Consider the following 21331-nt stretch of genomic DNA (forward strand, 5'->3'; position numbering starts at 1 on the left):
GTGCATGGTCGCTTGCAACGCGAGCGGGCAATACGCAGGTCGTCACAGTGACTATGCCTGAATTGGCAAGTCACGGCGGCGGTGCCGATGAGCGGCGGGCACTTGCGCTTTGCGCGGGCACGTTAGGCGATCGCGCGCAGGCCCTTCGCCCTCACGAGATTGAGCAGCTTGAGCGACGACCCGTTCGGGCGCTTCTCGCCGCGCTCCTATTTGCTAACGGCATCCTTCCGGACATTCAGGTACTGCGCAAAGACGGACTGGGAGACCTGCTCGCGCTCGCGCAGCGCCCGGATTTCTTCGGGTGTCAGGGGCTCGACCGGGATAAGGCAAAGGGCATCGAAGTCGCGCATGGTCGCCTTGTCCACGAGCCCAGCCGTGTCGAGGCCGGCTGCGGTCTTATGGACCGACGCCAGGATGCCGCTCTCAGCCATTTTCTTTGTCGCCGCCATCGCTCTTTACCTTGGTCACCTCGCCCGCGGCCTGGGCCGCCTCGAGTTGCTCCTCCGAAAACCCGGGAAGCACATCCGCCAACCGCTTCAGCGCGTTGGCCGATAGAGCCTGCTTCCCCTCCACTGTGTCACGATTCTGCCTGCGGCGCCCCCTGATCCGCTTCCCGAACTTCCTGCAACTGGCGCGCCCCACGCCGAGGAGGACGCGCAGCCATCGCCTTGCCGTCGAGGATGCCAGTCATCTCGTCCGCGACGCGGTCTGCCGAGAGCCGCAGCGCCTCGTCGATGTGGATGTAGCGCTGCGTCACGCCGCGCGCCGCGTGGCCGAGCAGCGCCGCGATCGTCAGCTCGGAAAAGCCGAGGTCGCCGGCGACGCTGGCGAAGGTATGGCGCAGCGTATGCGGGGTGACGGCCTCCAGCCGGGCCAGCGCGCACACGCGGTCGAGCACGCGCACGACACCGACGAAATGCCCTTCACCCCAGTCGGCCGGGAAGAAGAAGCGCGATCCGGTCTGCGGCTGCGCCAGCAGCAGGTCCACGGCGGCACGACCGATCACCCGCGTCTGCGCGCCGCTCTTCGTGTCGGGAAAGCGGATCGAGCCCTCCTCGTCATTGAGCCAGGCGCGCTCCAGGGCGAGCCCCTCCATGCGGCGCAGGCCCGTCATCAGGAAGAAGCGGATCGCCGCGAGACCGGTCGGGTGCTCCCCATCCTGCTTCGCGGTCCGCATCGCCGTGCCGAGCTTCTCGATCTCGGCACGGCTCAGCAGGTGGTCGCGCCGCCACGGCTGCCGACGCGCGCCTTCGAGGTCTTGCAGGTCGCGATATCGGCCTGAGCGCCCTCGATATCGCCGAGCTTGAGGGAGCTGACGGCGTGCTTGCCGAGCAGAGGCTTGATGTGCGCCTCGATGCGGCTGCGGTCCATGGCCAGGGTCGATGCCGTGATCGGTCGCCGGCGCCGGCCGAGGATGCGCCCGGCCTCCGCCTCGGCCAGGTACCAGTCGCACAGCGCCGCGACGCTGATCGCGTTGGGATCCGCCGGAGACACCGCAGCCGGATCGGTCCCTTTCGCGACAGCGCTCAGGATGTCCCGGGCGGCCGCCCGGGCCTGCTCCGCGGTCATGACACCGTAGCGGCCGATCACGGTCCGGCGGTGGCGCCCTTCCGCGGTCCGGTACTGCACGATGAGGCTCTTGAGGCCAGCCGGACTGACCCGGACACCGAAGCCCCGCAGCTCGCCATCCCAGAGGAAGTTCTCGGAAACCTTGACTCCAACCTTCGAAGGTTTCAGAGCGTCGACCGTGCGCTTGCTGACCTTTTCCATGCGAGTCCAATGCCTTGATGGATATTTGCTTCCATTTCCATCATCGTTAGGTCGCAGGGAAGCAAAATGGAAGCACTTGAGCTCGCTTCACAGCGCAGATGCAGCGAGCCGTGCGCATGCATTAAGTAATTAATACATTGATAAATATCAGTATATCTAATAGCAGCGCACGTCAGAGAAGAGTGTCGCAGGTCTCTCGGGCACCCTGCCAAGGTTGGGGTCGAGGGTTCGAATCCCTTCGCCCGCTCCAGTTTCGCGAGTTATGACAAGAGCGAGTCGGTCTGCCATCGAGCTGGGTGCGCCTTGCGTTCCTCGGTTGGGTCGGGTGGCTGTCGCTGGTTTGTTCGGTGCGGTGGGCTTGACGGAAGCGGGCGACCTTGCTTGATCCGCCGACCGTACGGCGTATATGCCGCACCGTCGTCGACATGTGCGAGGGTCCTGCGACGGAACGGATATCATCAAGTTCAGCTCCGGCATCGTCCGCCTCGGGAATGCCTCCGGCGCGTGCATCCATATTCCAAACCCCATCGGGAAGGCCTGTCGCGCGGGTGATGGGACGCCATTCGCGCGCACAGGTATGTCGGGCGTAGGATCGGCCCGCTGTTTCGTCGACGATGAGGGGCCGATGCGCTGCCTGACCAGGATGCGGGTCAGCAGGTCCATCACAAGAGGGCATAGGCCCAGGTCATGTGAGACGTCGGGAGCAGTTTTCGTCGTGATTCTGGTGACCACGCAGGTGTTTGATCGCGGGCTTTGATGGTGCAGTCTTTTCGCAGGACTGGAAGGATGCGCTATGGGCCAGGTTCTGCAAGAATGCGCCACGACGACAGAGGCGGTCCGGCGAGCGATACAGCATAGTCAAGAGAGCCTGAGAGCTCTGGCCAAGCGCTATGGGATCAACCCGAAAACAGTCGCAAAATGGAAGAAGCGGACCTCGGTCGCCAACCTGCCAAGCGGACCTAATACCATCGCCCCGGTCTTCGACCGGTGCCAAGTGGGTCCGTTCACGCGCCGCGCGGGCTTGACCAAAGGCGCCGAGGTCCAGCGTTCTGGCACCGGAGGAAGAGGCGATCATCGTCGCCTTCCGCAGGCATACCCTGTTGCCGCTCGACGACGGCCTCTATGCCCTTCAGGCGACGATCCCCCACCTGACCCGCTCGTCGCTTCACCGTTGCCTTCAGCGCCACGGCATCTCCCGCCTGCCCGATGTCGAAGGCGACAAGCCGGCGAAAAAGACGTTCAAGGCCTACCCGATCGGCTTCTTCCACATCGACATCGCCGAGGTGCAGACGGCGGAAGGTCAATTGCATCTGTATGTCGGCATCGACCGCATGACGTTCGCCATTGCCCAACTGGTCGACAAGGCCATCCCGGCAACGGCACGCGCTTTCCTTGATGCGCTGGTGGCCGTCATTCCTTACAGGATCGAGAGGGTTCTGACCGACACCGGCATCCAGTTCGCCGACCTGCCGAAGAACCGTTCCGGTCCGACCGCCATGTGGCGCGGACATCCCTTTGATCGCGCCTGCCAGGCCCACGGGATCGAACACCGGCTGACGAAGCCCAGGCATCCCTGGACCAACGGGCAGGTCGAGCTTCTGTCCCGCACGATCAAGGAGGCGACCGTCAAACGCGTCCACTATGCCGACCACGACCAGCTTCGAGCCCACCTCGAAAGCTTCGTCGCCGCCTACAACTTTGCCCGTCGTCTCAAGACCCTGAAAGGCCTCACGCCCTACGAATTCATCTGCAAACGATGGACCCCAGAGCCAGAACGATTCACGCTCAACCCCATCCACCAAATGCCGGGACTAAACACCTAGGGCGTGGCCCCATAAATTTGCGCGTCTGAGCGTATCGTGATTCAAGCTCCCGAACTGGGAGCCTGACAGATGCGCCGCCACGAGCTGACCGACGAGGAATGGGCGATCATCTCGCCGCTGCTGCCGAACAAGGTGCGCGGCGTGGCGCGGGTGGATGACCGCCGAGTGATCAACGGCATCCTCTGGCGCTTTCGGACCGGTGCGCCGTGGCGGGATGTGCCGGAGCGCTATGGACCACGTACAACCCTCTACAACCGTTTCGTGCGCTGGCGGGCCGCGGGGGTCTGGGACAAGTTGCTGGAAGCGGTCTCGGCCGCCTATGACGGGGACATCGTCATGATCGACAGCTCCTGCGTTCGCGTTCACCAGCACGGCGCCGCGATCAAAAAGGGGGCGATGACGATCGTTGCATGGGACGCTCCCGGGGTGGACTGACTACGAAAATCCACGCCTTGGTCGATGCGGAGGGCCGTCCGATTCACCTCCTGCTCACCGCAGGGCAGGCCGGCGACGCACCGGCGGGGCGCGAACTCCTGGCCCGGCTCGCACCCGGCGGCATCCTCCTCGCCGACAAGGCCTATGACACGGACGCCATCCGCACTGAAGCGGCGGAACGCGGCGCCTTTGCCAATGTGCCGCCACGTGTCATCCGAAAGCGAACCTTCGCCTTCAGCCCTTGGCTCTACCGCCAGAGAAACCAAATCGAGCGCTTCTTCAACCGCATCAAGCAGATGCGCGGCCTCGCCACGCGCTACGATCGCCGTCCGGACAACTTCCTCGCGGCCCTCAAGCTCGCTGCCGTCCGAATCTGGATCAATGCGTTATGAGTCCGCTGCCTAGGGCGTGGCCCCATAAATTTGCGCGTCTGAGCGTATCGTGATTCAAGCTCCCGAACTGGGAGCCTGACAGATGCGCCGCCACGAGCTGACCGACGAGGAATGGGCGATCATCTCGCCGCTGCTGCCGAACAATGTGCGCGGCGTGGCGCGGGTGGATGACCGCCGAGTGATCAACGGCATCCTCTGGCGCTTTCGGACCGGTGCGCCGTGGCGGGATGTGCCGGAGCGCTATGGACCACGTACAACCCTCTACAACCGTTTCGTGCGCTGGCGGGCCGCGGGGGTCTGGGACAAGTTGCTGGAAGCGGTCTCGGCCGCCTATGACGGGGACATCGTCATGATCGACAGCTCCTGCGTTCGCGTTCACCAGCACGGCGCCGCGATCAAAAAGGGGGCGATGACGATCGTTGCATGGGACGCTCCCGGGGTGGACTGACTACGAAAATCCACGCCTTGGTCGATGCGGAGGGCCGTCCGATTCACCTCCTGCTCACCGCAGGGCAGGCCGGCGACGCACCGGCGGGGCGCGAACTCCTGGCCCGGCTCGCACCCGGCGGCATCCTCCTCGCCGACAAGGCCTATGACACGGACGCCATCCGCACTGAAGCGGCGGAACGCGGCGCCTTTGCCAATGTGCCGCCACGTGTCATCCGAAAGCGAACCTTCGCCTTCAGCCCTTGGCTCTACCGCCAGAGAAACCAAATCGAGCGCTTCTTCAACCGCATCAAGCAGATGCGCGGCCTCGCCACGCGCTACGATCGCCGTCCGGACAACTTCCTCGCGGCCCTCAAGCTCGCTGCCGTCCGAATCTGGATCAATGCGTTATGAGTCCGCTGCCTAGGGCGTCGACGGGTTTGGGCGGCGGCCTCGGCCGTGTCCGGAGGAGAACGGGGCGGTGGCCGCTCAGCCGGCGACGGTGGGCTCGGGCTCCGCGACCGGGGCGGCGGCGTTGGGGTCGCCCGGCTCGGTTTCCCAGGCCAGGCCCGGGATGGCGACGATGCGCCGGCCCTTGCCGTCCAGCCGGCAGACGATCACCTGCCGCTCCTCCATGTAGGCCAGCAGGCGCCGTGCCCGGCCGGGCGAGCGGCTGCCATAGGCGCGGGCCACCTCGGCGTCGGAGGGGCAGGGGCGGTGGTCGAAGGCGGCGCGGGCCAGGGAGAGGAACACGCCCTGCATGTCCTCGGGCAGCGCGCTGGCCATGGTGAGCACTTCGGCCCAGGGCGAATCCTCGGTTTCCGCCTCGGCGATGTCGATGCCGGCATGGGCCACCGCCAGCCGGCGCCGGAACGCCGAGAGGCTGAGCGTGTCGCCCCCCACCCGGCGGATGCGGCAGCGCACCAGGAAATCCTGGTAGAGCACGGCGATGGTGCGGAAGCCGGCATCGCTGTCGGCCAGGATTTCCCGCAGGGCGGCGTCGATGGCGGCCTGCCGCTGCTCGGGCGAGAGGCTGGGCACGGGCGCGGCCGGCGCCGGAACATGGCCCGGCGGCTCGGCGATGGTGGGCAGCGCCGGCGGCACGGTGCGGGCGAGCTGGGCCAGAACGTCGGCGGTGGGCGCAACCACGGGTGCCCGGCGCGGCACCACCAGACGGGTTTCCTCGGCGCCGGGGGTGAAGATCAGGTCGTGGGCGTCCGCGGCGGCGGCGGGCTCGGGCAGCGGCAGCAGCTTGGGGCTGGTGGAGCGCGCCTGCGTTTCCACCGCGCCGATGCGCACCGGCAGCGGGCGGCGCGACAGGGCCGGCCCGAGGGCGACGAAATTGCCGCTCTCAAGGTCGCGGAACATTTCCGCCTGGCGCCGGTCCATGCCGAGCAGGTCGGCGGCGCGGGCCATGTCGATGTCGAGGAAGGTGCGGCCCATGAGGAAGTTGGAGGCTTCCGCTGCCACGTTCTTGGCGAGCTTGGCCAGGCGCTGGGTGGCGATGACGCCGGCCAGACCGCGCTTGCGGCCGCGGCACATGAGGTTGGTCATGGCGCCCAGCGACACCTTACGCGCCTCGTCGGAGACCTCGCCGGCAGCCATGGGGGCGAACAGCTGTGCTTCGTCCACCACCACCAGAACCGGATACCAGACGTCGCGATCGGCATCGAACAGGCCGCCGAGGAAGGCGGCGGCGGCGCGCATCTGCTGCTCGGCGTCGAGCCCCTCCAGATTGAGCACCACCGACACCCGGTGCTGGCGCACCCGGGCGGCGATGCGCTGCAGGTCCGCCTCGCCGCGCTGGGCGTCCACCACCACATGGCCGAAACGCTCCGCCAGGGTGACGAAATCACCCTCCGGATCGATCACCGCCTGTTGCACCCACGGCGCGCTCTGCTCCAGCAGGCGGCGCAGCAGGTGGGACTTACCGGAGCCGGAATTGCCTTGCACCAGCAGGCGGGTGGCCAGCAATTCCTCGAGGTCCAGCACGGCTGTGCCTCCGCCGGAGCGGGTGCCGAGGTCGATGGATACCTTGGCCGGCGCCGTCATTGCCGCGCCAGCCGGGTCGTGAAGGGGCAGAACATCATGGCGGGACTCATATCGATTCGGGTCCACGGTTCAACCACGCAGCGCAATGCCTATTTTGATACCGTTTCCGAAGCGCCCCCGCCGTGTGGTGCGCGGGTTTAAAACCTGTGATTGCCTGCGCGCGGGCGGGGCTGTCCCCGCCTCCCGGTCGCGCGGTCACGACGATGACGGGCGGGGACCGGCCGGGCGCCCGGCGCCGGACTTTGCCGGACCTTTTCCCGCATAAAGCGATATAAGCGCCGCCGGGAGCGCCCCGTGGCCGATGCGGCGCGGCGGCCGGGAGCGAATGACATGGCACAGTCCAGAAAGGCGAAGGGGCGCGCCGGGGCCTCGCAGGACCCGCCCGCGCCGAGCGCGCCCACCCACGTCGCGTCGGCCGACATCGCGCCGGTCGAGGCTGCCTCCGTTGAGGCTGCGTCCGTCCAGGCGCCGCCCGAGCCGGTGTGGCCCCTGTTCGAGCGGCCGGGCTTTCTCGCCCGGCGGGTGCACCAGATCCACGTGAGCCTGTTCGCCGAGCTGTGCGCGCCGTTTGGCGTGACGCCGGTGCAATATTCCCTGCTGTCGGCGCTGGCCGACCGCGAGGCGGCGGACCAGACCACCTTGTCGCGCCTCGTCGCCCTGGATCGCACCACCACCACCGGGGCGTTGAAGCGCCTGGAGGCGCGGGGGCTGGTGCGGCGCGGCACCTCGCCCACCGACCGCCGCTCGCAGAGCTGCTCCCTCACCGATGCCGGCCGCGCCATGCTGGCCGACATGGAGGCGGGCGCGCGCCAGGCCCATGCCGCCACCGTGGCGATGCTGAGCGCGCAGGAGCGCGCGCAGCTCATCGCCGCCATGAAGAAGATCGTCGCCGCCTACGCCGCCCGCCAGTCCAGCTTCGACCTCGCCTGAGGCCGCCGGTGGCCGGGCTTCAGAACGCCACCGCCTGGCCGTCGCGGCGGGGGTCGCTTGCCGCCACGTAGCCCTCCTGCGCCGGATCGCCCATGCGCCAGATGAACTGGCCGGCGCCGAAATCGTGATAGGGGTTGGCTTCCACGCGCAGCCGGTGGCCGCGCGCGGCAAGGCCGGCCCGGGTGGCCTCCGGCATGCTCGCCTCGATGTCCAGCTCGAGCCCGGCGTTGAAGCGCCAGCGCGGTGCGTCGCAGGCGGCCTGCGGGTGTTGGCCGAAGTCCAGCATGCGGGCCAGGGTCTGCACATGGCCCTGGGGCTGCATGTTGGCGCCCATCACGCCGAAGCTCATCACCGGCGCGCCGTCCTTGGTGAGAAAGCCGGGAATGATGGTGTGGAAGGGGCGCTTGCCCGGCGCCACGGCATTGGGGCTGGCCGGGTCGAGCACGAAGCCATGGCCCCGGTTCTGCAGCGACAGGCCCCATTCCGGCAGCACCACGCCCGATCCGAACCCGTTGAAATTGCTTTGGATGAAACTGACCATCAGGCCGGAGGCATCGGCCGTGGTGAGATAGATGGTGCCACCCTGCACCGGGTTTCCCGGGGCGAAGGGCTGGGCGCGGGCGGGGTCGATCAGGCCGGCGCGGCGCCTGAGATAGGCGGGGTCGAGCAGGGCTTCGGGGCTGGCGCGCATGTGCGCGGGGTCGGCGACATGGTGATACACGTCGGCGAAGGCGAGCTTGATGGCCTCGATCATCAGGTGGTGGGCCTCCGGCCCGTCCGGGTCGAGGGCGGCCAGCTCGAAGTGGGAGAGCATGCCGAGCGCCATCAGCGCGGCGATGCCCTGGCCGTTGGGCGGGATCTCGTGCAGGGTGTGGCCGCGATAGGGCTGGGCCAGCGGCGTCACCCATTCCGGCGCGTAGGCCGCCATGTCGGCGGCGGTGAGGGCGGCCCCGGCGGCGGCGGCCTGGCGCGCCACCGCCGCGGCGATCTCCCCGCGATAGAAGGCCTCGCCCCGGGTGGCGCCGATGGCGGCGAGCGCACGGGCGGCGCCGGGCATCTGGAACCGTTCGCCGGGGCGCGGCGCCCGGCCCCTCGGCAGGAAGGTTTCGGCAAAACCGGGCTGGCGGGTCAGCTCGGGCAGGGCGGCGGCCATCTCCCATTTGGCGGCATCCACCAGGGGCACCAGATAGCCCCGTTGGGCAATCTCCATGGCCGGCTGCAACAGGTCGGCGAACGGCAGGCGGCCGAACCGCTCCGAGAGCGCCACCCAGCCGCCCACGGCGCCGGGCACGGTCACCGCGTCCCAGCCGCGCTGGGGCGGGCGCTTGGCGTCGCCGCCGGCGCGGGCCCGGAAATAGTCGAGGCTCCATCCGGCCGGCGCCCGGCCGGAGGCGTTGAGGCCATGCAGCCGGCTGCCGTCCCACAGGATGCAGAAGGCGTCGGAGCCCAGGCCGTTGTTGCACGGCTCCAGCACCGTCATGGCGGCGGCGCAGGCCACGGCGGCGTCCACCGCATTGCCCCCGGCCCACAGCATCCTGAGGCCGGCCTGAGCGGCGAGCGGGTGGGAGGTGGACACCACATTGTTGCCGAACACCGGCAGGCGGCGGGAGGCATAGCCGGCGGTCCAGTCGAAGTGCGTCATGGCGGCTCCAGCGGGCGGATTGAAGGACGAAGGACGTTGAGGGGGCGCCCTCCCGTCCCGTGATCGTCCGCGGCGAGGCCGGGGGGCGCGCCTTGTCGCGGCGGTTCAGGGGCGCGTGCCGGTCAGGGGTCGGCCGCTGCGGCCTGCGGGTGCGGCCGGCGGGGGCGTGGCGCGGTGAGATAGCCCAGCACCACGTCCACCACGTCGGCGCGGCGGCGGGCGAGCCAGCCAGGATCGGCGAGGTCGAAGCCCAGCAAGGCGGAGAGGGTGTCGCGCTGCGCCACATGGGTGATGGCGAGCGACAGGATGGTGATGTAGAGGTCGGCCGCCGCCGGGCGGATGCTGAAGGCGCCGGCCGCCACGCCGCGGGTTACCAGGTCGTCGATGGCCGCCAGCAGCGGCAGCGCCGTTTCGCGCAGGCGCGGCACCTGCCGGGCGAAGGTGGCGCCGGCCATGTTCTCGTTGCGGATGATGGCGACGAAGTCCGGCGTGTCGCGCAGGTAATCGAAGGTGAATTCCACCAGGCGGCGAACCCCCTCCAGCGGCGGCAGCGCCGCCAGATCCAGGCCCCGCTCCAGGGTGCGCAGATGGGCGTAGGTGGCCTCCAGCACGGCGCGATAAAGGCCCTCCTTGTCGCCGAAATAGCGATAGATCATCTGCACGTTGGTGGCCGCCGCGGCGGCGATGCGCTCCACCCGTGCCCCGGCGAGGCCGTCCCGCGCGAAGGCCGCGCCGGCCGCCGCCAGGATGCGGGCACGGGTCGCCGCCGCGTCGCGCTTGCGCACCGGCGGGGGGGGTGCGTCGGGGGAGGTGGTCGGCACGGGTGCTCTCCGGCCCCGGCCGGGCGCCGGGGCTCTCGACATATATGCAAAAATTTACTTACATGTCACCCGGGGTCGGCGCGCCGCGTCGCCGATGGCCCGTCCCCTCCGTTCTCGCCTCAGGTGGTCGCCATGTCCGGTGCCGTACGTTCCGCCCGCGCGTCCCTCGATTCTGCCGCGTCGGCCGACCTCGCCGGCGCCTTCGTCCCCGGCCCGCGCGCGGTGGTGAAGGGGGCCGGCGAGGGGCCACTCGCGGGGCTCACCTTCGCGGTCAAGGATGTGCTGGACGTGGCCGGGGTCGTCACCGGCAACGGCCATCCCGCCTGGGCCCGCACCCACGCCCCGGCGCTCGCCCATGCGGCGGCGGTGGCGCGCGCCCTCGGCGCCGGTGCCGACCTGGTGGGCAAGACCATTTCGGACGAGCTCGCCTATTCGCTCACCGGCGAGAACGTCCATTACGGCACCCCCCTCAACAGCGCCGCGCCGGAGCGGGTGCCGGGCGGCTCCTCCAGCGGCTCGGCGGCGGCGGTGGCGGCCGGGCTGGTGGATTTCGCCCTGGGCTCCGATTGCGGCGGCTCGGTGCGGGTGCCGGCGAGCTATTGCGGCCTTCTCGGCCTGCGGCCCACCCATGGCGCGGTGCCGGCGGATGGCCTTGCGCCATTCGCGCCCAGCTTCGACTGCGTCGGCTGGTTCGCCCGCGACCCGGCGGTGTTCGCCGCCGTGGCGCGGGTGCTGCTGGCGGACAGCGGGCCGGTGGTGCCGCCGCGCCGGCTGCTGATCGCCACCGATGCGTTCGCCCTGCTGGCGGACGACGTGCGCGCCGCGCTGGCGCCGGCGGTCGCCCGCGTGGAGGCACGGGTCGGTCCGGCCGAACCGGTGGTGCTGGCACAGGACGGGCTGGCGGCCTGGTCGGCGGCGTTCCGGGTGCTGCAGGCGGCGGAGATCTGGCGCAGCGTCGGCGCCTGGGTCGAGGCGGAGCGGCCGGTCTTCGGCCCCGGCGTGCGCGATCGGTTCGCGGCGGCGGCGGAGCTCGATCCGGCGGCGGTGGAGGCGGCGCGCCCGGTGCGCCAGGCGGTGCGGGAGCGCACCGCGGCGTTGTTGCCGCCGGGCACCGTGCTGCTGCTGCCGTCCACGCCGCGCATCGCCCCGCTCCGGGGCGGGGGGACGGCCGACACCGAGGTGACCTATCGCCACCTCGCCATGAACCTGTTGTGCGCCGCCGGGCTCGCCGGCCTGCCGCAGGCATCGCTGCCGCTGGCGCAGGTGGATGGCGCGCCCATCGGCCTGTCGCTGCTGGGACGGCGGGGCGCCGACCTGGAGTTGGTGACCCTGGCGGCGGACCTCTGCGCCGGCCCGGCCTGAGGCCGGCACGCGGTTCGCGCGGGCCCCGGGGCCAGCCGGCGCGGCGCCCCGAAAGCCCGGGGGCGCCGCGCTGGTTTCAGCTTGCCAGCGCCGTGTCGAGCGCCGCCGTCAGGCGCGGATCGTCCGGCGTCACGTCGGGCGAGAAGCGGGCGATGACGTGGCCGGCGCGGTCCAGAACGAACTTCTCGAAGTTCCACAGCACGTCGCTGTCGTCTGCCTGGGTTCGGCCGTACTTGGCGAGCCGCTCGCGCATGGCGGCGGTGCCTTCCGCCAGCGGCCTGGCGGCGACGAGGGCGTCATAGAGCGGATGGCGGGTGGCGCCGAGCACCGAGATCTTCTCGAACAGCGGGAAGCTGACGCCGTAAGTGGTGCTGCAGAAGGCGGAGATTTCCGCTTCCGTGCCCGGCTCCTGGGCGCCGAAATCGTTGGCGGGAAAGCCGAGGATTTCCAGCCCGTCGTCCTTGCGCGCCTCGTAGAGCGCCTGGAGCGCGGCATATTGCGGGGTCAGGCCGCACTTGGAGGCGACATTCACCACCAGCAGCGCCTTGCCATGAAAATCGCCGAGGGTGGCCGGCGTGCCATCGATGCGCTTCAGGGGGATGTCGGCGAGGGCGGGGGCGGTCTGGGGCTGCGGCATGGGAAGATCTCGATCCGGTTTCGGGGCGCAGGCAGCTTATACCATCGGCCCCGGTCTTCGACCGGTGCCAAGGGGTCAGCTCAGGTGGGTCCGCTCAAGCGCCGCGCGGGCTTGAGCAAAGGCCCATGAGTCACGCTCATGGGCCTTTGGTATTAGAGCATTTCCGGGCGGCGTGGGCGGGGGCCGCCGGGGAAAACCTCCGCCGGGCGGGCAGGCCGTTCGCCGTGGGGCAGGTCGGCGCCGTGGGACAGGTCGGCGCCGTCAGGGCCGGCGGGGCTCGCGCTCCCAGGCGGCGAGGCGCAGGTAGAGGGTGGAGCGGGCGATGCGGAGGGTCTTGGCCGCCTTGGAGAGATTGCCGCCGGCAGCCTCCACCGCCGCGAGGATGGCCGAGCGCTCCAGCGACTTGAGGTCGGTCGCCTCATCCGCCGGGGGGCCAGCGGCCACGGCGGCGGCGCGCACCTCGGCGGCCACCGCCGCGCCGCGCACCTCGGCGGGCAGGTCGTCCGCGTCGATGGGCCGGGCGGGATCGGTCATGGCCACCAGCATGTCGGCCACGTTGCGCAGCTCGCGCACATTGCCCGGCCAGGAATGGGCGCGCAGCGCGGCTAGGGCGGCGGCGGTGAAGCGCGGCGCCGGGCGGTCCGCGGCGGCGGCGGCGCGGCGGGCGTGGTGGTCGAGCAGCAGCAACACGTCGTCGCCCCGCTCCCGCAGCGGCGGAATGGCGAGGCGCAGGGCGGCGATGCGGTAGTAGAGATCGCGCCGGAAGCGCCCGGCAGCCACCTCCGCCGACAGGTCGCGATTGGTCATGGAGACCAGCCGCAGGCTCACCCGGCGCCCGGTGTGGCCACCGACGCGATAGACGATGCCATCCTCCAGCACCCGCAGCAGGTAGGACTGCAGCTCCAGCGGCATCTCGCCCATCTCGTCGAGGCAGAGCAGGCCGCCGTCCGCCGCTTCCACCTTGCCCGGCCGCCCGCCGGCGTCGGCGCCGGTGAAGGCGCCTTTTTCGTAGCCGAACAGCTCGCTGGCGATGAGATCGCGCGGCAGCCCGCCGCAGTTCACCGGCACGAACGGGCCGGCCGGCGCGCGGGCGCCATGGATGGCGCGGGCGAACACCTCCTTGCCCACCCCGGTCTCGCCTTCCAGCAGCACCGGCATGCCGCTGTCCGCCATGCGTCGCGCCGTCTCCCGCGCCGCGACCAGGGCCGGGCTCTCGCCGATGATGTCCTCAAAGCCGGCGTGGGGCGGGGCCGGCGCGGGGCGAGGCGCGTCCCGGACGCCGGCGCGCGAGCGGCGCGGGGCGTGCAGCACCACCACGCCGCCGATCTCCTCCCCGTCGGCGCGCACGATTTCCAGGCTGGCGCCGGGCAGCAGCTCGCCCACGCGGCGGGCCCAGTCGGCCGGCGCGCTCTCGCGCACCGGCACCAGGCGGTCGCCGATCAGCGCCGCATCGTTGCGGCGCGCCAGCTCCTTCAGGGCGAGGTCGGTGGAGAAGATGAGCGCCCCGGCGCGGCTGAAGGCGATGATTTCCTCGCTGAGCCATAGCGACCGCTTGTTGAGGAAATGACGCAGCACCAGGTCGTGCTCGCGGGCGATGCGCCGGCTGAGCACCGCCTCGATCTGGTGGGCGAGGGCCACCGCATGGGCCAGGTTCTGCGGGTTGAAGGTGTCGGTGGAACCGGAGATGTCCACCGCGCCCAGCACCGTGTGTTCCGTGGGGTGGCGCACCGGGGCGGCGGCGCAAGTCCAGCGCTGCACGGCGGCGCAGAAATGCTCGTCGGCGTGGATCTGCACCGGACGGCCGGCGGCGAGGGCGGTGCCGATGGCATTGGTGCCGATCTCCGCCTCCCGCCACACGCCGCCGCGCTGCAGCCTCACCTCGTGGCCGGTGTCCACGGCGCGCAGATCGCCCTCGGTCTCCAATATGGTGCCGGCGGGGTCGGCCAGCACCAGCATGGAATGCGCATCGGCGAGCAGGGCCCGCGCCTCCTCCATGGCCGGGCGGGCGGCGTGGACCAGGCGCAGGTTCTGCTGGCGACGGCGATGCAGCTCGGCCTCGCTCACCACCGGCGCCCCGGCGCACGAGGCGGCGATGGCGTGGGCGCGCGAGCGCTGCCAGGAGGCGATGACCGCCGGTCGCACCGCCGGCGATGTGGTGCCCTCCTGATGGAAGGCTTCCCAGGCCCGCCGGATGTCGCAGGGGTGCCCCGCGCCGCCCGCCCGGGCGGCCCCACTCGCCCCCCTGCCGCCGCTCGTCGCCGTTTCGCCTGTCGCCGCCGTGTTGCTGAATGTCACCGGCATTGCCCTCCCGGCCGGCGGCGCGGCTGTCCCGAGGCGCGTCGCCCTGTGGCCGTTGGCCATCTGCGCGCGGTGGCGCCCCGCGGATGTCGATCCCGAAGGCCGTCACCGTCCGCCGGATGGCGGTTTCTTCCCCATGCGCCAATTCTGCGCGCCGCAAGATGAACGTCCGCGGCGCCGATCGACTTTGGTCGAACCATAGGCGCATCGCGGATGTGAATTCAAGTCCAGTGAAAGGCGTTTGCCAGTTGTTCCTGTCCGATGCGCGGTGTTCGGACGGCAGGTGTCCGAGGTTCGGACACTGTTGAAAGGGTAAGCGTGCTGACGTTCTCGCTCAAGTCCTTGAAAAGCGGCGTTGTGATTATTCGCGGCAGGGCTGGCACGGCTTTCGCGACCCTCCTGCGATGAGCCGGCCCCGACGAGGCTGGCCTTAAAGGGAGGATCGACCCGTGAACGTTCCGATCGGAAACCTGCGCAACGTCCAGGTGCTCGGCATCGATGCCGGCGGCACCATGACGGACACTTTCTTCGTGGATTCGAGCGGCGATTTCGTCGTCGGCAAGGCCCAGTCCACGCCGCAGAACGAGGCGCTCGGCCTCATCGCCTCCTCCGAGGACGGCCTCGCCAACTGGGGCATGTCGCTGCACGACGCCCTGGCCCAGCTCCAGACCGGCGTCTATTCCGGCACCGCCATGCTCAACCGCGTGGTGCAGCGCAAGGGGCTGAAATGCGGCCTCATCGTCAATCGCGGCATGGAGGATTTCCACCGCATGGGGCGGGCGGTGCAAAGCCATCTCGGCTATGCTTATGAGGACCGCATCCACCTCAACACCCACCGCTACGACCCCCCATTGGTGCCCCGCCAGCTCACCCGCGGCGTGGTCGAGCGCACCGACATGATGGGTACCCAGGTGATCCCGCTGCGCGAGGACAGCGCCCGCACGGCCGCCCGCGAGCTGATCGCCTCGGATGTGGAAGGCATCGTCATCTCGCTGCTGCATTCCTACAAGAACCCGGTCAACGAGCGCCGCGTCCGCGACATCGTGCTGGAGGAGGTGGAGAGGAGCGGCAAGAAGATCCCGGTGTTCGCCTCCGCCGATTATTATCCGGTGCGCAAGGAGACCCACCGCACCAACACCACCATTCTCGAAGGCTACGCCGCCGAGCCCTCGCGGCAGACGCTTTCCAAGATCTCCAATGCCTTCAAGGAGCGCGGCACGCGGTTCGACTTCCGGGTGATGGCGACCCATGGCGGCACCATCTCCTGGAAGGCCAAGGAACTGGCGCGCACCATCGTGTCCGGCCCCATCGGCGGGGTGATCGGCGCCAAGTATCTGGGCGAGGTGCTGGGCTACAGGAACATCGCCTGTTCCGACATTGGCGGCACCTCGTTCGACGTCGCCCTCATCACCCAGGGCGAGATGACCATCAAGAACGACCCGGACATGGCGCGGCTGGTGCTGTCGCTGCCGCTGGTGGCCATGGATTCGGTGGGGGCGGGGGCCGGCTCCTTCATCCGCCTCGATCCCTATACCCGCGCCATCAAGCTCGGCCCGGACAGCGCCGGCTACCGGGTGGGCGTGTGCTGGAAGGAAAGCGGCATCGAGACTGTCACCGTCTCCGACTGCCACATGGTGCTGGGCTATCTCAACCCCGACAACTTCCTGGGCGGCGCGGTGAAGCTCGACCGCCAGCGTTCCGTGGACGCCATCAAGGTGCAGATCGCCGACAAGCTCGGCCTGTCGGTGGAGGACGCCGCCGCCGGCGTCATCGAGCTGCTCGACAGCGACCTGCGCGACTACCTGCGCTCCATGATCTCCGGCAAGGGATACTCGCCGCAGAGCTTCGTGTGCTTCTCCTATGGCGGCGCCGGGCCGGTCCATACCTATGGTTACACCGAGGGCCTCGGCTTCGAGGACGTGATCGTGCCGGCCTGGGCCGCGGGCTTTTCCGCCTTCGGCTGCGCGGCGGCGGACTTCGAGTATCGCTACGACAAGTCGCTCGACATCAACATGCCCCCGGACGCCCCCGAGGCCGACAAGGTGAAGGCCGCCCAGACCCTGCAGGCGGCGTGGGAGGAACTGACCCGCAACGTGCTGGAGGAGTTCAAGCTGAACGGCTACGCGGCCGATCAGGTGAGGCTCCAGCCCGGCTACCGCATGCAGTATCGCGGCCAGCTCAACGATCTGGAGATCGAGAGCCCGCTTCCCGAGGCCCATTCGGCCGCCGACTGGGACGTGCTCACCGACGCCTTCAACGCCACCTACGGCCGTGTCTATGCCGCGTCCGCCCGCTCGCCGGAGCTCGGCTATTCGGTCACCGGCGCCATCATGCGCGGCACGGTGCCGATCCCCAAGCCGAAGATTCCGAAGGAGCCGGAAGAAGGCGAGACCCCGCCGGAGAGCGCCAAGACCGGCACCCGCAAGTTCTATCGCAAGAAGAAGTGGGTGGATGCGCAGCTCTACAAGATGGAGGCGCTGCGCCCCGGCAACCGGGTGATGGGCCCCGCCATCATCGAGTCCGACGCCACCACCTTCGTGGTGCCCGACGGCTTCGAGACCTGGCTCGACGGCCATCGCCTGTTCCACCTGCGCGAAGTGTGAGGGCGCGGCGGGCCGCGGCCGGCCCCGTCCGGCTGTGGCCCGCGCAGAAGACCCATTCGAGGCAACGAACCCGAGGACACTCAACCATGAACGTCAATGTGAACCAGAGCACCCTCGCCGGTGCGGCCCGTGGCATCGTGCGGGGCGGCGAGACGCTGAAAGAGCATCGCGACCGCCTGATGGCCGCCACTAAGGCCACCCGCCACTATGCCGGCCTCACCCGCCTGGAACTGCGCGAGGCCGAGCCCATCCTCTACAACAAGCTGTTCTCGCGCCTGCGCGCCGGCGTCGTCGATGCCCGCGAAACGGCCAAGAAGATCGCCGCCTCGCCCATTGTCGAGCAGGAGGGCGAGCTGTGCTTCACCCTGTACAATGCGGCGGGCGACAGCATCCTCACCTCCACCGGCATCATCATCCATGTGGGAACCATGGGTGCGGCGATCAAATACATGATCGAGAACAATTGGGAGGCGAACCCCGGCGTCAATGACAAGGACATTTTCTGTAACAACGATGCCCTCATCGGCAATGTCCACCCCTGCGACATCCACACCATCGTGCCCATCTTCTGGGAGGGCGAACTGATCGGCTGGGTGGGGGGCGTGACCCACGTGATCGACACCGGCTCGGTGGGGCCGGGCTCCATGTCCACGGGGCAGGTGCAGCGCTTCGGCGACGGCTATTCCATCACCTGCCGCAAGATCGGCGCCAACGACATCCTGTTCCGCGACTGGCTGCATGAGAGCCAGCGCATGGTGCGCACCACCCGCTACTGGATGCTGGACGAGCGCACCCGCATCGCCGGCTGCCACATGATCCGGAAATTGGTGGAGGAGGTGATCTCCGAGGAAGGCATCGAGGCCTATTGGAAGTTCGCCTACGAGGCGGTGGAGCACGGCCGCCTGGGCCTGCAGGCCCGCATCAAGGCCATGACCATCCCCGGCACCTATCGCCAGGTGGGCTTCGTGGACGTGCCCTATGCCCATGACGACGTGCGCGTGCCGTCGGACTTCGCCAAGCTCGACACCATCATGCACGCCCCCTGCGAGATGACCATCCGCGAGGACGGCACCTGGCGGCTCGATTTCGAGGGCGCCAGCCGCTGGGGCTGGCACACCTACAATGCCCACCAGGTGAGCTTCACCTCGGGCATCTGGGTGATGATGACGCAGACCCTCATCCCCTCCGAGATGATCAACGACGGCGCCGCCTACGGCACCGAGTTCCGCCTGCCCAAGGGCACCTGGATGAACCCGGACGACCGCCGCGTCGCCTTCTCCTATTCGTGGCACTTCCTGGTGTCGGCCTGGACGGCGCTGTGGCGCGGCCTGTCGCGCTCCTATTTCGGCCGCGGCTACCTGGAGGAGGTGAACGCCGGCAACGCCAACACCTCCAACTGGCTGCAGGGCGGCGGCTTCAACCAGTATGACGAGATCCACGCCGTGAACTCGTTCGAGTGCGCCGCCAACGGCACCGGGGCGACCGCGGTGCAGGACGGCCTCTCCCACGCCGCCGCCATCTGGAATCCGGAAGGCGACATGGGCGACATGGAGATCTGGGAACTGGCCGAGCCGCTCATCTATCTCGGCCGGCAGATCAAGGCCTCCTCCGGCGGCTCCGGAAAGTATCGCGGCGGCTGCGGCTTCGAGAGCCTGCGCATGGTCTGGAACGCCAAGGACTGGACCATGTTCTTCATGGGCAACGGCCACATCTCCTCCGACTGGGGGTTGATGGGCGGCTATCCGGCGGCCTCCGGCTATCGCTTCGCCGCCCACAAGACCGACCTGAAGGAGCTGATCGCCTCCGGCGCCGAGATTCCGCTCGGCGGCGACACCGACCCGGAAAACCCCACCTGGGACGCCATGCTGCCGAAGGCGCGGATCAAGCGCGACAAGCAGGCCATCACCACCGAGGAGATGTTCGCCGACTACGATCTGTACCTCAACTCCATGCGCGGCGGCCCCGGCTTCGGCGACCCGCTGGACCGCGAGCCCGGCAAGGTGGCGGAGGATCTCAACGGCGGCTACATCCTGGAGCGCTTCGCCGGCGAGGTCTACGGCGTGGTGGTGAAGGCGGGCGCCGACGGCCTGTTCGGGGTGGACCTGCCGGCCACCGAGGCGGCGCGGGCGCAGATGCGGCGGGACCGCATCGCCAAGTCGGTGCCCACCGCCGAATGGCTGAAGGGCGAGCGCGAGAAGATCCTCGCCAAGGACGCGGCCACCCAGGTGCGGCAGATGTTCGCCGCCTCCTTCAAGCTGGGGCCGAAGTTCGAGCAGCAGTTCCGCGACTTCTGGAACCTGCCCGAGACCTGGGTCCTCACCGAGGAGGAGATCGGCATTCCCACCTACGGCTCCACTTATTCCATGGACCTTTCCGAGTTGCCGGACGTGCGGACGGTGCAACTCGTGGAGGAGTGAGCCTCCACCGGGCGGCGGCCCGTTCCCCGCCGCCGCCCGTCTTTTTTGGCGGTCCAGACCGGTTTGAACACACCCAGACTCATCGGAGGAGCACCCAAATGGCCTACACCCGCGCCAAGATCGAAGACCTCGTGGAAGGCACGATCGATCCCGATACCCTGCACCAGATGCTGTCCACGCCGAAGGACCCCGAGCGGTTCGAGACCTATGTGGAGATCCTGCAGGAGCGTGTTCCGTGGGATGACAAGATCATCCTGCCGCTCGGCCCCAAGCTCTACATCGTGCAGCAGAAGGTGTCGAAGCGCTGGACGGTGCGCTGCGAATGCGGCCACGATTTCTGCGGCTGGCGCGACAACTGGAAGCTCCATGCCCGCATCCATGTGCGGGACACCCCGGCGAAAATGGAGGAGATCTATCCGCGCCTGATGGCCCCCACGCCCTCCTGGCAGGTGATCCGCGAGTATTTCTGCGAGGACTGCGGCACCCTGCACGACGTGGAGGCGCCGACCCCCTGGTATCCGGTCATCCGTGACTTCGAGCCGGACATCGATGCCTTTTACGCGCGCTGGCTGGGCCTGCCGGTGCCGGAGCGGGCCGAGGGCTGATGCGCGCGCCGGCGGCGGACCATCCGTCGCCGGCGCCTACCGGGCGCGCGCCCACGGGCGGCTTCCCGGTGCCACGGCGGCGTCGGATTCCACCTCGGCCAGGGGCTTTTCGGTGTCGATGAGGCCATGGGCGTAGAGATAGGCGGGCAGATGGCCCGACGCCAGGATGCGCCAGTCGAACGGCATGCTTGGTGCCACCAGCCGCGCCAGATGAAACAGCACCGTGGTGCAGTTGGTGGTGAGGGTCTGGTAGAATTCGGGCTGCTCCGCCAGGGCATTGCCCTTGCCGGCGAAGGTCAGGAACGCGGCGCGCATCTGCGCCCCGGTGAGCTTCAGGGGATAGCGAGCGACATGCTCGCCGCGCACGTCGGTGCGCAGGCGGATGATATCGTCGGGCGTGGCGGCGATCAGCACCAGCTCGAACTGCTTGAAGAAGCCGCCGATCTCCGAGAAGGTCTCGCCCGCCTGCCGGCGGATCTCGGCCGAGAACACCACATATTGCCCATCGGAAAAGCCGAAGCCCACCAGGGTGTGGGCGATGGCGGGGCTGGCCCAGACCGAGGAATAGACATCGACCCGCTCGAGGGCGTCGAGGTCGAAGGCGCGGGTGTCCCAGCGCGGGGTGAAGTCGGTCGGCGTGCGCCATTCGAAATCGCGGACATGGTGCAGGGTCACGCGCGAGCCGGAGATGTCGGCGGTGACGCCGTGGGCCACATCCGGCGCCCAGTCGCGCGTGTTTGATGGCGCTATGGCGCTCCACCACAGGCCGACCCCGACGACGGCGATGGCGAGCGCGGCCATGGCACGGGCCGGCCGGCGCGGCGTGGCCACCATGAGGCCGAGGGTGGCGAAGCCGGCCAGGGTCATCAGCGGCACCCGCCATGGCGCGTCGGCCTGGTACCAAAGCGCGGTCACGGTCCAGGCGCCGAAGGCGAGGGCGGCCAGGATGATGGCGATCCGTGCCGCCAGCCGTGCGGCGCGCCCGCGGTGGCGGGGCCGCGCCGGCGCCGCGCGTGGGGCTCCGGGGTCTGTTTGATCCATGTCGGTGCGTCCGTCCGCCTCCGCTGCTGCCGGACCGTTGCCGATGCGCCAGCCTTGCCTTCGGCCCCTCCTAGCAG

General features: G+C 69.3%; 14 protein-coding genes and 3 pseudogenes. 8 read left to right on the top strand and 9 right to left on the bottom strand.

Annotated features, from left to right (window positions below):
- Positions 1–206: 206 nt before the first annotated feature.
- From V5F53_RS20055 to V5F53_RS20065, 3 genes are all read right to left on the bottom strand, one after another.
- Entirely contained in the window at positions 207–449 is a 243-nt protein-coding gene (locus V5F53_RS20055) for a helix-turn-helix domain-containing protein (protein WP_393997376.1), read from the bottom strand.
- A gap of 128 nt (positions 450–577) precedes the next feature.
- Positions 578–1177 carry a tyrosine-type recombinase/integrase gene (locus tag V5F53_RS20060; protein ID WP_393997375.1) on the bottom strand — a complete coding sequence of 200 codons (600 nt, stop codon included), beginning with the start codon at positions 1175–1177 and terminating at the stop codon, positions 578–580.
- A gap of 32 nt (positions 1178–1209) precedes the next feature.
- Positions 1210–1770 carry an Arm DNA-binding domain-containing protein gene (locus tag V5F53_RS20065; RefSeq protein WP_393997374.1) on the bottom strand — a complete coding sequence of 187 codons (561 nt, stop codon included), beginning with the start codon at positions 1768–1770 and terminating at the stop codon, positions 1210–1212.
- Between the two features lie 793 nt (positions 1771–2563).
- On the opposite strand from V5F53_RS20065, the pseudogene V5F53_RS20070 reads away from it, so the two are divergent.
- The 3 pseudogenes from V5F53_RS20070 to V5F53_RS20080 all read left to right on the top strand — a co-directional run bounded on the left by V5F53_RS20070 (position 2564) and on the right by V5F53_RS20080 (position 5260).
- Positions 2564–3593: pseudogene (locus tag V5F53_RS20070) on the top strand (IS481 family transposase).
- A gap of 69 nt (positions 3594–3662) precedes the next feature.
- Positions 3663–4420: pseudogene (locus V5F53_RS20075) on the top strand (IS5 family transposase).
- Positions 4421–4502: 82 nt separating this feature from the next.
- A pseudogene (locus V5F53_RS20080) lies at positions 4503–5260 on the top strand (IS5 family transposase).
- Positions 5261–5335: 75 nt separating this feature from the next.
- Here the strand turns inward: V5F53_RS20080 and V5F53_RS20085 are convergent.
- A complete protein-coding gene (locus V5F53_RS20085) occupies positions 5336–6898 on the bottom strand; it encodes a helicase HerA domain-containing protein (RefSeq protein WP_393995426.1) in 1563 nt (520 codons plus the stop codon).
- 330 nt (positions 6899–7228) lie between these two features.
- On the opposite strand from V5F53_RS20085, the gene V5F53_RS20090 reads away from it, so the two are divergent.
- Positions 7229–7828 (top strand): MarR family winged helix-turn-helix transcriptional regulator, encoded by a 600-nt coding sequence (locus tag V5F53_RS20090; RefSeq protein WP_393995427.1) that lies wholly within the window; start codon positions 7229–7231, stop codon positions 7826–7828.
- Positions 7829–7847: 19 nt separating this feature from the next.
- On the opposite strand, the gene V5F53_RS20095 is transcribed toward V5F53_RS20090, so the two are convergent.
- Together V5F53_RS20095 and V5F53_RS20100 are read right to left on the bottom strand one after the other, a co-directional pair.
- On the bottom strand, positions 7848–9470 hold the full coding sequence (locus V5F53_RS20095) for a gamma-glutamyltransferase family protein (protein WP_393995428.1): 1623 nt from the start codon (positions 9468–9470) through the stop codon (positions 7848–7850).
- Positions 9471–9592: 122 nt separating this feature from the next.
- Positions 9593–10291, bottom strand: a complete 699-nt coding sequence (locus V5F53_RS20100) for a TetR/AcrR family transcriptional regulator (RefSeq protein WP_393995429.1) — start codon at positions 10289–10291, stop codon at positions 9593–9595.
- Between the two features lie 132 nt (positions 10292–10423).
- Between V5F53_RS20100 and V5F53_RS20105 the strand changes: the two genes are divergently transcribed.
- On the top strand, positions 10424–11653 hold the full coding sequence (locus tag V5F53_RS20105; RefSeq protein WP_393995430.1) for an amidase: 1230 nt from the start codon (positions 10424–10426) through the stop codon (positions 11651–11653).
- A 76-nt stretch (positions 11654–11729) separates the two neighbouring features.
- On the opposite strand, the gene V5F53_RS20110 is transcribed toward V5F53_RS20105, so the two are convergent.
- Both V5F53_RS20110 and V5F53_RS20115 read right to left on the bottom strand, forming a co-directional pair.
- Positions 11730–12290 carry a glutathione peroxidase gene (locus V5F53_RS20110; RefSeq protein ID WP_393995431.1) on the bottom strand — a complete coding sequence of 187 codons (561 nt, stop codon included), beginning with the start codon at positions 12288–12290 and terminating at the stop codon, positions 11730–11732.
- A gap of 261 nt (positions 12291–12551) precedes the next feature.
- Positions 12552–14585: a sigma-54-dependent Fis family transcriptional regulator gene (locus V5F53_RS20115; protein ID WP_393995432.1), complete on the bottom strand. Its 2034-nt coding sequence runs from the start codon at positions 14583–14585 to the stop codon at positions 12552–12554.
- 452 nt (positions 14586–15037) lie between these two features.
- Here V5F53_RS20115 and V5F53_RS20120 point away from each other — a divergent pair, with 452 nt between their 5' ends.
- The 3 genes from V5F53_RS20120 to V5F53_RS20130 all read left to right on the top strand — a co-directional run bounded on the left by V5F53_RS20120 (position 15038) and on the right by V5F53_RS20130 (position 20213).
- Entirely contained in the window at positions 15038–17191 is a 2154-nt protein-coding gene (locus V5F53_RS20120) for a hydantoinase/oxoprolinase family protein (protein ID WP_393995433.1), read from the top strand.
- A gap of 86 nt (positions 17192–17277) precedes the next feature.
- Positions 17278–19608 (top strand): hydantoinase B/oxoprolinase family protein, encoded by a 2331-nt coding sequence (locus V5F53_RS20125; RefSeq protein WP_393995434.1) that lies wholly within the window; start codon positions 17278–17280, stop codon positions 19606–19608.
- A 98-nt stretch (positions 19609–19706) separates the two neighbouring features.
- Positions 19707–20213, top strand: a complete 507-nt coding sequence (locus V5F53_RS20130) for an acetone carboxylase subunit gamma (protein ID WP_393995435.1) — start codon at positions 19707–19709, stop codon at positions 20211–20213.
- A 36-nt stretch (positions 20214–20249) separates the two neighbouring features.
- On the opposite strand, the gene V5F53_RS20135 is transcribed toward V5F53_RS20130, so the two are convergent.
- Positions 20250–21254 carry an Lnb N-terminal periplasmic domain-containing protein gene (locus tag V5F53_RS20135; protein ID WP_393995436.1) on the bottom strand — a complete coding sequence of 335 codons (1005 nt, stop codon included), beginning with the start codon at positions 21252–21254 and terminating at the stop codon, positions 20250–20252.
- Positions 21255–21331 lie beyond the last annotated feature (77 nt).

Source organism: Xanthobacter cornucopiae, from assembly GCF_043195065.2.
Taxonomy (GTDB): domain Bacteria; phylum Pseudomonadota; class Alphaproteobacteria; order Rhizobiales; family Xanthobacteraceae; genus Xanthobacter.

What these genes read in the sequence shown, in the direction of transcription:
- V5F53_RS20095 (WP_393995428.1), bottom strand. Translation starts at nt 9,470, where the DNA reads ATGACGCACTTCGACTGGACCGCCGGCTATGCCTCCCGCCGCCTGCCG.
- V5F53_RS20090 (WP_393995427.1), top strand. Translation starts at nt 7,229, where the DNA reads ATGGCACAGTCCAGAAAGGCGAAGGGGCGCGCCGGGGCCTCGCAGGAC.
- V5F53_RS20105 (WP_393995430.1), top strand. Translation starts at nt 10,424, where the DNA reads ATGTCCGGTGCCGTACGTTCCGCCCGCGCGTCCCTCGATTCTGCCGCG.
- V5F53_RS20135 (WP_393995436.1), bottom strand. Translation starts at nt 21,254, where the DNA reads ATGGATCAAACAGACCCCGGAGCCCCACGCGCGGCGCCGGCGCGGCCC.
- V5F53_RS20085 (WP_393995426.1), bottom strand. Translation starts at nt 6,898, where the DNA reads ATGACGGCGCCGGCCAAGGTATCCATCGACCTCGGCACCCGCTCCGGC.
- V5F53_RS20130 (WP_393995435.1), top strand. Translation starts at nt 19,707, where the DNA reads ATGGCCTACACCCGCGCCAAGATCGAAGACCTCGTGGAAGGCACGATC.
- V5F53_RS20125 (WP_393995434.1), top strand. Translation starts at nt 17,278, where the DNA reads ATGAACGTCAATGTGAACCAGAGCACCCTCGCCGGTGCGGCCCGTGGC.
- V5F53_RS20060 (WP_393997375.1), bottom strand. Translation starts at nt 1,177, where the DNA reads ATGCGGACCGCGAAGCAGGATGGGGAGCACCCGACCGGTCTCGCGGCG.
- V5F53_RS20055 (WP_393997376.1), bottom strand. Translation starts at nt 449, where the DNA reads ATGGCGGCGACAAAGAAAATGGCTGAGAGCGGCATCCTGGCGTCGGTC.
- V5F53_RS20065 (WP_393997374.1), bottom strand. Translation starts at nt 1,770, where the DNA reads ATGGAAAAGGTCAGCAAGCGCACGGTCGACGCTCTGAAACCTTCGAAG.
- V5F53_RS20110 (WP_393995431.1), bottom strand. Translation starts at nt 12,290, where the DNA reads ATGCCGCAGCCCCAGACCGCCCCCGCCCTCGCCGACATCCCCCTGAAG.